Source organism: Chitinophaga sp. NPDC101104, assembly GCF_050277495.1.
In the GTDB taxonomy this organism is placed as follows: Bacteria; Bacteroidota; Bacteroidia; order Chitinophagales; family Chitinophagaceae; genus Chitinophaga.
The window spans coordinates 3,795,725-3,810,430 of sequence record NZ_JBNNSF010000001.1 but is presented as its reverse complement, the minus strand read 5'-3'; the positions used below and the strand labels follow the sequence as shown (position 1 = coordinate 3,810,430).

10 protein-coding genes are annotated in these 14,706 nt (G+C 56.8%); 6 read left to right on the top strand and 4 right to left on the bottom strand.

All coding sequences use genetic code 11. The annotated features are described in order from the left end of the window. Positions 1-496 precede the first annotated feature (496 nt). A complete protein-coding gene (locus tag ACQKLP_RS15375; RefSeq protein ID WP_427323635.1) occupies positions 497-1,219 on the top strand; it encodes a hypothetical protein in 723 nt (240 codons plus the stop codon). Between the two features lie 162 nt (positions 1,220-1,381). Here ACQKLP_RS15375 and ACQKLP_RS15370 read toward each other — a convergent pair whose 3' ends face one another. Further along, positions 1,382-1,972, bottom strand: coding sequence for a sigma-70 family RNA polymerase sigma factor (locus tag ACQKLP_RS15370; RefSeq protein WP_427323634.1), 591 nt, complete (start codon positions 1,970-1,972; stop codon positions 1,382-1,384). 172 nt (positions 1,973-2,144) lie between these two features. Between ACQKLP_RS15370 and ACQKLP_RS15365 the strand changes: the two genes are divergently transcribed. From ACQKLP_RS15365 to ACQKLP_RS15345, 5 genes are all read left to right on the top strand, one after another. Continuing rightward, complete coding sequence (locus tag ACQKLP_RS15365) at positions 2,145-3,281, top strand: FecR family protein (protein ID WP_427323633.1); 1,137 nt, start codon at positions 2,145-2,147, stop codon at positions 3,279-3,281. A gap of 57 nt (positions 3,282-3,338) precedes the next feature. Continuing rightward, positions 3,339-6,698: a TonB-dependent receptor gene (locus ACQKLP_RS15360; RefSeq protein WP_427323631.1), complete on the top strand. Its 3,360-nt coding sequence runs from the start codon at positions 3,339-3,341 to the stop codon at positions 6,696-6,698. Between the two features lie 2 nt (positions 6,699-6,700). After that, complete coding sequence (locus ACQKLP_RS15355) at positions 6,701-8,359, top strand: RagB/SusD family nutrient uptake outer membrane protein (RefSeq protein ID WP_427323630.1); 1,659 nt, start codon at positions 6,701-6,703, stop codon at positions 8,357-8,359. Positions 8,360-8,386: 27 nt separating this feature from the next. Beyond that, positions 8,387-9,190 (top strand): endonuclease/exonuclease/phosphatase family protein, encoded by an 804-nt coding sequence (locus ACQKLP_RS15350; protein ID WP_427323629.1) that lies wholly within the window; start codon positions 8,387-8,389, stop codon positions 9,188-9,190. 347 nt (positions 9,191-9,537) lie between these two features. Next, on the top strand, positions 9,538-11,400 hold the full coding sequence (locus tag ACQKLP_RS15345; protein ID WP_427324365.1) for a sensor histidine kinase: 1,863 nt from the start codon (positions 9,538-9,540) through the stop codon (positions 11,398-11,400). 70 nt (positions 11,401-11,470) lie between these two features. On the opposite strand, the gene leuB is transcribed toward ACQKLP_RS15345, so the two are convergent. The 3 genes from leuB to leuD are packed head-to-tail and all read right to left on the bottom strand — an operon-like array spanning position 11,471 to position 14,682. Next, the gene (gene leuB, locus ACQKLP_RS15340) at positions 11,471-12,544 is read right to left on the bottom strand and encodes a 3-isopropylmalate dehydrogenase (protein ID WP_427323628.1); all 1,074 of its coding nucleotides are present in this window, start codon (positions 12,542-12,544) and stop codon (positions 11,471-11,473) included. 15 nt (positions 12,545-12,559) lie between these two features. After that, the gene (locus tag ACQKLP_RS15335) at positions 12,560-14,056 is read right to left on the bottom strand and encodes an alpha-isopropylmalate synthase regulatory domain-containing protein (RefSeq protein WP_427323627.1); all 1,497 of its coding nucleotides are present in this window, start codon (positions 14,054-14,056) and stop codon (positions 12,560-12,562) included. A gap of 29 nt (positions 14,057-14,085) precedes the next feature. Further along, the gene (gene leuD / locus ACQKLP_RS15330; RefSeq protein ID WP_427323626.1) at positions 14,086-14,682 is read right to left on the bottom strand and encodes a 3-isopropylmalate dehydratase small subunit; all 597 of its coding nucleotides are present in this window, start codon (positions 14,680-14,682) and stop codon (positions 14,086-14,088) included. Between the last annotated feature and the right edge of the window lie 24 nt (positions 14,683-14,706).

Sequence of the window (14,706 nt, the reverse complement as noted above, 5' to 3'; positions counted from 1 at the left end):
TCGACCGAACTGCCCCGCAACTGGTCAAACAATACGTTCGGCAGAAAATTATAATCATGCCGGACAGTCGAAAACACGAAACGGTACGCTACCTGACTGCAAGGTGGAAATACCCTTCCAGGACATCGAAACGATCGTTTCCGCATTTCGCTATGATACTTTAATGGTCGTAGCATAACGTAGCTAGTTTGGGGTGGATTAAAAACAATACTGCAAACTTAATGCGGATGGAAACCCGATGATGAAAAAAAGGGCGAGAATATCTCTTCTGAAACCGAGAATATCTCCGAAAAACGGATGGAGATGCTGATTTTTTGATAATTTCAATGGAAATTCCCCGTCCGGCCATGCCTTTTTTACCGTTTTACCGCATCACAGCCGCCAGTTTCAACCCGGTAACCATATCACACAGCAACGCCCGCAACGCCGTTGTTCTTCCCGCTTATAACCGCCACCAGCAATATTCCAACTTCGTCAATAGCCAAATTCACACAATATGCAATCCAATAATTCCCACGCCTTCCGGCAACTCCGTTTCCTCCAGGTATATAGCGTTGCCCTCAGCGCCGTAGTTGCCCTCCTGGCCTGGCAAACCTTCTTCCATAACCACAACGGCGGCCGGTTCCGCGAAATCACCGTGGAACGCATCAACATCGTCGAAAAAGATGGCACCCTCCGCCTCGTCGTCGCCAACCGCGAACGCCAGCACCCCGGCATCGTAGACGGAAAAACCCTGCCACAGCGCGACCGCGGCGCCGGTCTGATCTTCTTCAACGACGAAGGCGACGAATGCGGCGGATTCACCTATTCCGGCGAAAAGAAATCATCCGATATGGGATTTTCACTCGATCAATATGCCAACGACCAAATCGTTCAGCTCCAATACGAAGACAATGGCCAACGCCGCCACTACGGCCTGAAAATGTGGGACCGGAGCGATGAAATGCCCACCGGTAAACTGGTCCGGCTGCACGATTCCCTCAAAGCCCTCAACGACACGGCCGCCCTCGCAGCCACCCTCCGTAACCTCCGCGCACAGGGCCTCACCGGGCAGGAACGGCTCTTCATCGGCAAAACCGATAATCGCGCGGTAGGGCTCTTCATCCGCGACGACCGCGGCCGCCCCAGGGTTTCCATCGGCATCGATTCGGGCAACAACCTCATCTTCCAGGGGTACGACACCATCGGGAATCCCATCCAACTCAAATCAAACCTCTAACGCTATCAAGCTCCATTCAGGTTAATAGAATTGATGGTGCAGTGTGGAAGAATGTAAAGCCAGGAAAGGAAAGGCGCGTTGGATAAAACGAATGCGCGCACACGGCAAAAAGCCGTGCAGCATTTCGGTTTGTACCGTTGTGTAAATAAGGAAGAATGTTAATCAGACATCGAGGAGCACGGCCACGAGGAGGCTGTATTCCTTCATATGCATGCGCAGATGGCGCAGGGCGAAGGTGATCTGGTTTTCTACGCTGCGGCGCGAAATGTTCAGTCTTTCCGCGATTTCCTGGTTGGTAAGATGCTGTTCCCGGCTCAGCAAAAATATTTCGCGGCAGCGTTTCGGAAGATCGTTCATATGCCGCCCGATGAGTTCCCTCACCCGCAATTCTGCCATTTTTTCTTCGGCGCCGTTCCCGATCGAACCGGACATCCCTTCCATCATCTCAGTTGCCACAGCTGTTTCCGGCGAGGCGGCCCTGGCGCGGAGGGCTTTATATACATGATACCGGGCGGCGGTCATGATGTAGGAACGGAAGTCCCGGATCTCGAGGGTTTCCCGCTTCAGCCAGAGATTGAGAAAAATATCGTGCGCCACGGTTTCGCTCGCTTCCCGGTCTTGCAGCATGCGGAAGGCCGAACGGTAAAGCGCGCCGCCGTAGCGGTCGAACAGTATCCTGTACGCCCTCCTGTCGTGTTGCCTTACTTCCAGCCACAAAACGGCATCCGCCGCATTCGCATCGATCGTGTTCATGCCCCAAAGTTGGTCGAATAATTAAATAAGCCCGCGTTAAATTATTATGAATGAGGGTGATGGATGAGGACTTTCCGCGGAAATGATTCCCGATGACGGCAAATTACAATTTTTTCAAAAAGTATGTGTGTGCGGATGGATAAACGGCTCTATATAGGAAAGCAGGCCACCTATGTTATCGAAAAACGAATTCATCGCGCTGTACGAAAAGTCGCTCCGGGGAGAATGTACCCCCCGGGAGCTCGAGCTCCTGCAGTCGTATAAGGATGATTTTGAATGGGTAGACGGCCAGTGGGACGATGCGTCCCAGCAGGAGTCGGTCTACGCCCGCCTGCAGGCTTCCATTTCCCGCGAGGAAAAGGTAAGGCGCCTCTTCCCCTGGAAAAAGCTCGCCGCCGCCGCCGCGGTGCTCCTCGCCGCAGGGGCCGCTGTTTTCCTCCTTCAGCCTCATCGGCCAAATGCTCCGGTCGCGGATAAAACCGTTCCGGTGGATACGGTCCAAAAGCATATCGTTCCCGGTTCCAATAAAGCCGTGCTCATCCTGGGCGACGGCAGCGAAATTGTCCTGGGAGGCGCCAGCTCGGGCCAGATCGCCCGGCAGGGCGGGGCCCTGGTGCAGAAAACCGCCAATGGACAAATCGTCTATTCCGGCGATGGCGAAGTGCCGCCGGAGCCCGTTTTCCATACCATCGCCATTCCGCGCGGCGGGCAATATGACCTGACCCTCCCGGATGGTACCCGGATCTGGCTGAACGCCGCTTCCAGGCTGCGCTTTCCGGCTGTTTTCGATGGGCCGGAGCGGACCGTGGAGCTGGACGGCGAAGCCTATTTCGAAGTGGCGCGCAACGAACGCCAGCCTTTCCGCGTCAAAGCCCGCGGCCTCGATGTAGACGTGCTCGGCACGCACTTCAACGTAATGGCGTATGCCGACGAGCCCGCTGTCCAAACCACCCTGCTCGAAGGCAAGGTGCGCCTCAGCGGCGGCGGAGCGGCCGTTGTCCTGAAACCGGGACAGCAGGGGCGGTTCACGGAAGGACAGCGGATCCAGGTGCGCAGCGCCGACCTGGAACAGGCCATGGCATGGAAGAACGGGATGTTCGTTTTCAACGACGAGCCGCTGCCGTCCATCATGCGGAAAATTTCCAGATGGTACGATGTGGACGTGCGCTTCCGCGATCCGGGCACCACGATCTCTTTCGCCGGCTCCATTTCCCGTTTCAAAAACGTGCAGGACGTACTGCATATGCTGTCGCTCACCGGTACCGTGCAGTTCCGCGTGGAAGGCAACACCATTCAAGTCATGAACTAGCAAAATCAATATACACGCGTCAACCAGCTTTAACTACTAAGAACAATCTGTAAACGTATGAAATCTCACGTCTCCACCCCGGGGAAGCTACGGCTATTGCCCGGAAAGGCCCGCAGGGTGATCCGTATCACGGCGGCCCTGGTGCTGTTCCTGTCCCTGCAGGCCGCCGCGGCCGCCTATGCGCAGAAGATTACCCTGTCGGAAGACAGGGCTTCCCTCCGCGACATCTTCCGCCAGATCAAGGCGCAGGCAGGGTACAATTTCCTTTTCAACACCGAAATGCTCGAAGATGCAAGGCCTGTTTCGGTACATGTCCGCAATGCCGACATCGAAACGGTACTGGCCAGGTGTTTCGAAGGCCAGCCGCTGACTTACACCATTAACCAGAACACCATCGTGGTGCGGCGTAAAGCGGTCGTGAAGGCCGATATCGGTGGAAAGGTGACCGACGAAAAAGGCGCTCCCGTTCCCGGGGCCCGCGTCTGGAACCAGACCACCAATCAATCCGTCATCACCAACGAAAAAGGCGAATTCCGCATCGCGGCTTCGGAAGGGGATAAGCTGGTGGTGAAAATGATGGGGTATGAAGACGTGCCTTTCACGGCAGACGGGCGCACCACCTTCAGCTTGTCCATCAAACCCTCCACCACCGCGCTCGACGCAGTAGTGGTAGTAGGCTACGGCACCCAGAAGAAAGCGAACCTCACCGGCGCGGTGAGCACCGTAACCAGCGAAGATTTCGCCGGCCGCCCGGTCACTTCGCCCACGGCGGCGCTGCAGGGATCAATGCCCGGCGTTACCTTCCAGAGCGCATCCGGCATTCCCGGCGGTGGCGATAACACAACGAAGATCCGCATCCGCGGCATCGGGACCCTCAACGATCCCGATCCCCTCGTGGTGGTAGACGGTATCCCCGGCGGCAACCTGAACATTCTCAACCCGGACGATATCGAAACGGTAACCGTGCTCAAAGACGCGGCCTCTTCCTCCATTTACGGGGTGCGCGGCGCCAACGGCGTCATCCTCGTGACCACCAAAAAAGGGAAGGGCAACGCCAGGCCTTCGCTCACGTATGCCAATTATTTCGGCCTCCAGACGCCGACCGCGCTGCCGAAATTCCTCGGTTCCGTGGATTACATGACATTGCAGAACGAAGCCAAAGTGAACGCAGGCCAGAACCCCACGTTCACCGACGCGCAGATCGAGACCGCGCGCAACGGCTCCGATCCCAACTATTTCGCCAATACCAACTGGATCGACGAAATCTACAAATCCAGCGCCCCGCAGCAGAGCCACATGCTCAACCTTTCCGGCGGCGCCAACAATACCAATTATTACCTGTCCTATTCCTATCTGAAACAGGGCGGCCTCGTAACGGGCGACAACTTCTCCGCCAAGCGCCACAACGTGCGCCTGCGCGTGAACACGACCGTATTCGACATTCTCCAGCTGGATGCCAACATCGGTTATGTAGACCGGCTGAACAGCGGTTCCAGCGCGGGTGTCGACTTCGACGCGGGCCCGCTTTATTCCGCCCACCAGATTTCCCCGCTCATCCCCGTACGTTTCACCAACGGCAGCTGGGGGTATCACGGCGGATCGCAGAACCCCATCGCCATTACGACAGACGGCGGTACCAACAAGTTCGCATCGCAGGAGATCACCGCCAACCTGCAGGGCACGCTGAATATTACCAAGGAGTTCCGGCTGCGCGCGCAGTACGGCCTCGTGAAGTACAACTCTTTCCGCGAGATCTTCTCCAAAACCATCAACTATTACAGCCCGGTAGATAATTCGCTCATCTATCAATCCAACTATCCCAACAAGATCGACAACCGCGACTATACCGGTTTGTACCAGACCATCATCGGGATGGCCGAATACGAGAAAACCTTCCACGGCGGGCATTACCTGAAAGGCATGGTGGCCGCATCTGCGGAAGAGAACGTGAGCCGCAACTTCAGCGCTACCCGCACCAACCTGCCCACGCAGGAAGTGGGCTCCATCAATCTCGGCACCCTCAACCAATTGAACAATTCCGACGCCGCGCAGAACGCCCTGCAATCGCTTTTCGGCCGGCTGAACTATGCGTATAACGATAAATACCTGCTGGAAGGGAACTTCCGGTACGACGGCTCCACCCGCTTCGCCGGGCCGGTGCGATGGAACTGGTTCTTCTCCGGTTCCGCCGGATGGGTGTTCTCCAACGAGCCCTTCTTCGAAAGGCTGAAACACGTCATCAATTTCGGTAAAGTGCGCCTGTCGTACGGTACGCAGGGGAACGACAAGGTGGGAGACGATTTCGCTTACCTGTCCATCATCAATTCCGTTGCCACCATGCCTATCGGCAACGTGCTGACCGTAGGTTACCGCCAGACGGGCGTTCCCAACGAACTGCTCACCTGGGAATCCGTCGTGAAGCAGGACGTGGGCATCGACCTGGCCATGCTGAACAACCGGCTGACCGTTACGGCGGATTATTTCATCAACAATACCAACGACATCCTCCTGAAAGTGCCCCTGCCCGACGTGCTCGGCCTGCGCGGTTCGTATCCCGCCCAGAACGCCGGCAAGGTGCGCAACCAGGGATGGGAATTCATGGCCGGGTGGCAAGACCGGTTGAACGACTGGTCGTACGGCGCCAACTTCAACATTTCCGACGTCCGCAATAAGGTGGTGAGCCTCGGCGACGCGCCCAGCACGCCCGGAGAGCGCATCCGGATGGTAGGTTACCCCATTGATGCCTATTACGGGTATGTGGCCGAGCGCATTTCGCAGGTGTCTGACTACAAATACGACGACGCTACCGGCAAATACACGCCGTTGTTCCCGTATAACAAGAGCTTCCCTATGCAACCCGGCGACCTCATCTACCGCGATCTGAACGGGGACGGTGAAATCACCCCGGCGGCTGACCGCGAAGTGATCGGCAATTCCATTCCCCGGTACACGTACGGTTTCAAAGGGAACGTGGGGTATAAGGGGATCGACCTGAGCTTCTTCCTGCAGGGCGTAGGCAAGGCGGACGGATTTATTTCCGGCGCGGCCCGTCACGCTTTCATCAATGAAAGCTCCAACCCGCAGGAAATCCACCTCGACCGCTGGACGCCGCAGAACACCGACGCCACTTATCCACGCCTCGCATACGGCTACACTTACAACCAGCAGCTGTCTACCTTCTGGCTGGAGAACGCCTCGTACCTCCGTCTGAAGAACGTGCAGGTGGGATATACGTTGCCCGGCCACCTGACCCGCCGCATCCGCGCGGAAAAAATCCGGTTCTATTTCTCCGCCGATAACCTGTTCACGAAAACAGATTTCTTCTACGGTTACGATCCCGAAACGCCCCTTACTCTCGGCGGTTACTATCCGCAGGTGAAGACGTTCGTATTTGGTTTAAATGTCAATTTCAAATGATCATGAAAAGGATTTTTCTCAGCATATCCGCCATCCTGCTTATCACTGCCACCGGTTGCCGTAAGGATTTCCTGAACCGCAACCCGCAGGACGCGATCTCCGACGAAACGTTCTGGCAGAACGAAGAGCAGCTGACCCTGGCCATCAACGCGCTCTACGCCAACATCAAGAATAACAATACCATCGCCATGGACCAGATGGGCGACAACTCCATCAATTCTTCCACGGGCGACGCATACCGCATTTTCGGCAGCGGCAACTACGATTCCGATCTGTCTTCGGTAAACGCCGAATGGGTGTCCCAATACTCCGGGATCCGCGACTGTAACGCTTTCCTGGCCAACTATCACCGTGCCAAGGGCGTGCCCGAAGCTACGCTGAACCAGCTGGTGGGAGAGGCCAAGACCATCCGGGCATACATGTACATGAACCTGGTGATGTACTTCGGCGATCTGCCACTGGTGACGGAGCCCCTGAACATTACGGAGCTCTACGGCCCGAGGAATTCCAAAAAGGAGATCGTCGATTTCATTCTCCGCGAGCTGGAAGAAGCCGCCGGCCTCATGCAAACGGCCATCATGACCGGCCCGAAACTCGGCCGCATGAACAAAGGCGCTGCCCTGGCGCTCAAAGCCCGCATGGCGCTGTACGACGACCGGTTTGCCGATGCGGAAGACGCGGCCAAACGGGTGATGGACATGAACGTGTACCAGCTCTATTCCACCGGCCGCCCGGCAGAAGATTATTACAATTTCTTCACCTGGAAAGGAAAACTCGCCAACGGCGCCAACAAGGAAACCATCATCGCCCGTATCAACCTGCTGGACGTGAGCATGCACAACATCAGCCGCGAAACGCAGGTGCCCGACCAGTCGAGCCGCTACAACCCGACGAAGTCGCTGGTAGACGCGTACCTCTGTGCCGACGGGCTTCCCATCACCCAATCGCCCACCTATAAAGAAGATACCTACGCCAACATCTTCGAAAACCGCGATCCCCGCATGAAGATGACCATCCTGGCGCCGGGCTCCAAATGGGGCGGCAAACGCGACGGCAATCCGCAGAATACCGATATTACCACCTTCACCGCGCCGAAGTTTCTGGCCGACAAGCAGGGTTGCGTGACGATCACCGGGTATTATTACACGAAATATGTGGAAATCCCCGCTGTGGCCCTTGTTACCCGCGACGCCAACGACATTCACGTGTTGCGGTATGCCGAAGTGCTGCTCACCTGGGCGGAAGCGCGCTTCGAGCAGGGCAAGCTCACCCAGGGCGATATCGACATTTCCATTAATAAGCTCCGCGAAAGGGTGGGCATGATGCCCATGACGCTGTCGTTCCTGGCGGCCAATGGGATGGACCTGCGCACGGAGATCCGCCGGGAGCGCCGCATCGAGCTGGCGCGCGAAGGTGGCCGCTGGTACGATATGGTACGCTGGAAAGAAGGGGACAAGCTGGCGGCAGACGTGAAAGGGATGAAGAAATCCCTCGCGCTAGTGCCTTCCCATGTCGCCAATTTCAAAACCGACGCCGAAGGGTACATCATCGTGATGAGCGGCCGCCAGTTCGTGGCGCCGAAACATTACCGTTTCCCCGTTCCCCTGTTGCAGATCCAGCGGAACCCGAACCTGGCGCCGCAGAACCCGGGCTGGGAATGATCATTCTGACTAAAAAGACCGCATAACATGAAATTCATACTGTCTGCATTCATCCTGGCAGCCTGCGCGCAAAACGGCCCGCAGGCCGCCCCCGGGCCGAAGCCCGCCGCAAAGGGCGATACGCTCCGTGTCATGACTTATAACATCCACCACTGCAACCCGCCCACCAAGCCAGGCGTCATCGACGTAGACGCCATCGCCGCCGTGGTGCGGGCACAACAGCCCGACGTGCTGGCCCTGCAGGAAGTGGACGTGCGGACCCAACGGTCCGGAAACATCGACCAGGCGGCCCTGCTGGCCCAGAAAACGGGTATGCAGGTGTATTTCGGCAAAGCCATCGACCACGACGGCGGGGAATACGGCGTAGCCATTCTTTCGAAGTACCCGATGCATAACGGGCGGACGGTCAGGCTGCCCGAAACGTCGAACCCCGCGGCGGAAGACCGGGTGGTAGCGCTGGCCGACATCACTTTCCGGAACGGGAAAAAGCTCACTATCGGCAGTACCCACCTGGACGTTAGCACTCCTGCCAACCGGGACGAGCAAGTGGCGGCCCTGAACCGCCTGGCAGACACGCTGGCGTTGCCGTTGGTGCTTTCCGGCGACTTCAACACCACGCCGTCTACCCCCGCATTTGCCACTTTGCTGGAGAAATACCGGCCTTCCTGTACCGATTGCGGCTACACGATCCCCGTCATCAACCCCAAAAGGGTGATCGATTTCGTGCTGGCTACGAAGAAAAGCGGATGGGCGCCCGTACGGACCGAAGTGATCAACGAACCTTACCCCTCAGACCACCTGGCCGTTGTGGCCGAGTGGGTCGTGAAATAACCGGACCGAACGGAAACCAGGACCTGGAAACGACATCCCGCCCATAGCCGGCGGCGATGTCGTTTTTTTTATGCGCGAAATCTTTATTTTTGTGTGGGAAGGAGTTGTGTTGGATGTTGAAAACCTCATCCATGGCTGGTTTTGAAATTCTGGCATCCCTTTTGATTTACCGGCAGTGACAGTAACAGTAACCAATAGGGCCCCCGACGCATATCCCAGAACGATGGATATTACCTACTGACAGACGAAACCGAATAATCAATGAACGAAGGCCCCTTCACCGATGGAAACGAACTCATATGCATTACCGACGCTTCCGGGCTTTATGGTTGTGTGGTGTCTTGACAGTGCTATGCTCCGCCAGGAGCTTCGGTCAACTCAAGCACATCCGACAGCTGCAGCAATCTCTTGCAACCATCCAGGATAGCCTGGCGTACGCAGACGCCCTGGCCGAACTGGCCGATTATTATCATTACCGGCAGTGGGACAGTGTGCTGTATTACACCAACCAGGCCATGGGTATCGCCGAGCGCCACGGGTACGAACGCGGGATCGCCGGCGCGCTCACCGGGCGCGGCGTCTATTACATGACCCGCAACAATTACCTTTCTTCCCGTTTCAATAACGACGCCCTGCGGATGTATCGCAAAATGGGCGACAGCAGCCGCGTATCGTTGCTGCTCAATAATATCGCCATAAATTTCATTTTCGACGGCAATTACGCCAAATGCGTCGACAAGCTGTATGAAGCGGAACGGGTGGCGAGGGCAGCGCCGAGCGACAGCTCCCGTACCATCGCTTTGCTCAACCTAATCGATATCGATTCCTCGCTCACCAAGCGCCAGCGCGATTCCATGCTCATACTGGCCAAGCGGAACGCTGAAAAATGGAAAGACGAGATCATGTATCATTATTGCCAGCAGATCGAAGCCAAGCGCTTGTTCGACGCAGGCGGCAGGGAGGAAGGGCTGGACCTTTTCAGGGATTTGCTGGCAGACGCTGAAAAGAAGGGAAACCTCAGTTTCATGGCGTTCCTGCATCATGATATCGGGAAAATGATCCTGGAAATGGGGGGCGACAGCACCCTCGCCATGCAGCATTTTACGGAAGGGCTGCAGATCTCCCAGCGCCAGAAGTTCTTTTACGTGACCAGCCTGCTGCTGCCCGAAATGATGCATTTATGCGAAGCGCTCGGCGATACCGCTAAAGCCCTCCACTACGCACAGCAGCAGTTGGCCCAGAATACGGAAGCGGTGACGGAATTACAGTCATCCGGGTTTACCTATTTCGACTATGTCTTGAACGAGCGCAAGCTGCGAGAAGCGCAATCCCGGCAAACCGCGCAGAAACGGACGATCTATCTCCTCGTACTATTGACCATCGTAACCGGCGGGCTCCTGTTCTTCCTTTACCGGTCCCGCAGCCAAAGCCGGAAAGTAGCGCGGATCCAGCAGGAGCTGCGCGAAAAATCAGAAGAGCGCACCCGGGAGCTCGAAGACTGGGACCAGTTCCATAATATGCTCATTTCCGTGATGGCCCACGATCTGCGTGCGCCATTCTCCAGCATCATCACCATTTCCCAGCTGTTCGAAATGGAGCACGACCTTACGCCGAAAGAGATCGAAGGGATGATGGCCAGCCTCAAGAAAACTTCGGAAGACAGTATCCGGTTCATGGAAGGCCTCCTGGCCTGGATCAGTGCCAAACGGAAAGGCGGGAAAATCCGTACGGATTCCTTCAAAATCGAAGACGTCATGCAAGAGGCCAACCAATTTTATACGATGGCGCAGCAGGATAAAGACGTAAGGCTGGTTTTGGACGATAGCCTGCAAGGGCAGGAGGTGTATGCGGAAAAGAACATGCTGGGCTTCATCTGCCGCAATATTCTCAACAACGCCACCAAATACGCCGCCAAAGGCAAGCCCATCTTAGTCCGCGCTTTCGTGGACGGCGACCAGCTCATCACCGCCGTTACCAATTATGGCAAAGAGCTCAGTGCCGCCGAAATCGACAAGATCTTCAACCCGGAACAGAAAACCATGGCCACGAAAGACGGGCTCAAAGGCGCCGGCATCGCCATGATCATCAGCCAGGACATGCTCGCCCGCATGCATGGCCGCATCTGGGCCGAAAGGGAGCCCGGCATCGGCACCACGTTCTTTTTCGCGCTGCCGCGGAATGTATCGAACGGGGCTACGGTGGCGGTATAACCCATTCAACAAAAAAATCCCGCACAAAAGCCGAAACCTCTGTGCGGGACGATATTTCCGGATAATCCGATTACAGTTGCGCCAGTACCTGGTCGCCCATGGCGGCGGTACCCAGGATTTTCTCTTTGGGCGTTTTCGCGTCGGCGATGTCTCCGGTGCGGAAACCGGCTTTCAGCACTTTGTCTACCGCTTCGATCACCGCGTCCGATTCCGCTTTCATGCCAAATGAAATGTCGAGCAGGAGGGCGGCGGAAAGGATGGATGCGAGCGGGTTGGCGACGCCTTTACCGGTAATGTCGTGCGCGGAGCCGTGGATGGGCTCGTATACGCCCGTGCCGTCGCCGATGGAGGCGGAGGCGAGCATGCCCATGGACCCAGCGATCTGCGAAGCTTCGTCGGTCAGGATGTCGCCGAACAGGTTGGCGGTCACCACCACGTCGAAACGTTTCGGGTCTTTGATGAGCAGCATGGCGGTGGCGTCCACGAACTGGTGTTCCACTTCCACGTCGGGGTATTCCGGTGCGATTTTCTGGATCACTTCGCGCCAGAGGCGGGAGGTTTCGATCACGTTCGCCTTATCTACGGAGCAGAGTTTTTTGCGGCGGGTGCGGGCGGCTTCGAAGGCTTTCCGGGCGATGCGCTCCACTTCGAAGCGGCTGTATTCGGCGATGTCGAAAGCGGTGTCGCCATTGTTTTTACGGCCTTTTTCACCGAAATAGATGTCGCCGGTCAGCTCCCGGAAAAAGAGGATATCCGCTCCGCGGAGGATTTCCGGTTTGATGCTGGAGGCTTCCAGCAGCTCGTCGAACAGTTTGATGGGGCGCAGGTTGGCGTAAAGGCCGAGCTCCTTGCGCATTTTGAGCAATCCCTGTTCCGGGCGCACTTTGGCGGAGGGGTCGTTATCGTATTTGGGATGGCCCACGGCGCCGAAGAGCACGGCGTCCGCCTTGTGCATCTTCTCCAGGGTTACCGCCGGCAGCGGGTCGCCGGTGGCTTCGATGGCCGCATGGCCCACCAGCGCGTCGTCGTAAGTGAAGGTATGGCCGAATTTCGCGGCGATCCTGTCCAGTATTTTCTTGCCTTCGGCAGTTACTTCCTGCCCGATCCCGTCTCCGGGAACGATTAATATATGCTTTGTTGCCATTCGGTTGTGATGGGTTTAAAGTAAGTTCAGCATTTTTTGCGTGGCCTTGATGGCGGAAACGGTCTGATCGCTGTCGAGCCCGCGGGTCTTGAATTCCCGCTGCCCGGTAACCTGCCAGGTGATGACGGTTTCGCAGAGCGCGTCCGTTTTACCGCCGGGCGGGATGCGCACGGTGTAATCGGTCAGCTGCGGCAGTTCTTCTTTCCGTTTTTTATAGACTTTTTTCAGCGCGTTCATGAAAGCATCGTACTGCCCGTCGCCCTGCGCATGTTCTTCAAAGCTCTCGCCATGCACGCTGATGCGCAGTGTGGCGGAGGGCTTGAGGTGCTTGGCGTGGGTGAGCACGTAATCTTCGATATGCACCTTCTGTTCGATGGTGTTGCTGTCCAGGATGTCGGAGATGATGTAGGGCAGGTCTGCCTGTGTCACCATTTCTTTCTTGTCGCCCAGCTCGATGATCTTCTGCGTCACTTTCTTCAGATCGGGCTCCGACAGCCGGATGCCCAGCTGCTGGAGGTTGTTCTCGATATTGGCTTTCCCGCTCGTTTTGCCCAGGGCGTATTTGCGCTGGCGGCCGAAGCGTTCGGGCATGAGGTCGCTGAAGTACAGCTTGTTTTTCTTGTCGCCGTCGGCATGGATGCCGGCTGTTTGGGTGAAAACGTTCTCGCCCACTACCGGTTTGTTGGCCGGGACGCGGATGCCGGAAAAGGTTTCCACGAGCTTGCTCACGCTGTAGAGCGATTTTTCGGCCACGCTGGTTTTGACGCCGGGCATGAAATCGTTCAGCACGGCGATGGCGCTGGCGAGGGGCGCGTTGCCCGCTCTTTCCCCCATGCCGTTGATGGTGAGGTGGATGCCGTGCACGCCGGCTTTCACGCCTTCGAGGACGTTGGCGGTGCCCAGGTCGTAATCGTTATGCGCATGGAAATCGAAGTGCAGTTTGGGATACCGCTCCACGATTTCGGTGAGGTATTGGTACGACTCGTCGGGCGTGAGGATGCCCAGCGTATCGGGCAGCATCACGCGTTTGACGGGTTGGGTGGCGATGAAATCGAGGTACTGGAACACGTAATCGCGGGAATGGCGCATGCCGTTGCTCCAGTCTTCGAGGTACACGTTCACGGTGAGGCCTTTCTTTTTCGCTTTGGCGATCACTTCGGCGATATCGGCGAAATGCTGTTCGGGTTTCTTTTTGAGTTGATGCGTGAGGTGGTTGAGGGAACCTTTGGTGAGGAGGTTCATCACTTTCGCGCCGGTTTCCTGCATCCATTGGATAGACACGTCCCCGTCCACGAACGTAAGCACTTCCACGCGCTCGAGCAGCTTGCTGGCCTTCGCCCATTTGGTGATGGCTTTCACGGCGGCCATTTCCCCGTCAGACACGCGCGCCGAAGCCACTTCGATGCGGTCTGCCTTCACTTCCGTCAGCAGCAGCTGGGCGATGGTCAGTTTTTCCGAAGGGGAAAAAGAGACGCCGCTCGTTTGCTCGCCGTCGCGAAGCGTGGTGTCCATGATCTCAAGATATCGCTGGGCGGGCATTGCTAGTATATGCTTTTGTCGGCGAACGTCCGGATTTCGTCCTTCATCGCCTGTAAATAATCGATATCGTCATAACCGTTCATGAGGTTATGTTTTTTGTAGCTGTTGATGGCGAAGGATTCGCTTTCGCCGGTGGCGGCGATGGTGATCAGCTGCTTTTCCAGGTCTACGGTGATTTCCGCTTTGGCGTCCGCCTCGATGGCGAGGAAGATCTTGTCGAGGAATTCCGGGCTCACCTGAACGGGGAGGATGCCGATGTTGAGGGAGTTGTTTTTGAAGATATCGGCGAAGAAGCTGGACACTACGCAGCGGAACCCGTAGTCGTAAATAGCCCAGGCTGCGTGCTCGCGGGAGCTGCCGCTGCCGAAGTTCTTCCCGGCCACGAGGATTTTGCCGGAATAGATCGGGTTGTTGAGGACGAAGTCCTGCTTCGGGGAATCGTCTCCGTTATACCGCCAGTCGCGGAACAGGTTATCGCCGAAACCCTTGCGCTCGGTGGCTTTGAGGAAGCGCGCGGGGATGATCTGGTCGGTGTCTACGTTCTCGATGGGCAGGGGTACTGCGGTGCTGGTGAGAACGGTGAATTTATCGTATGCCATTTTTAGGTAGTCTCTGTGGTTTGG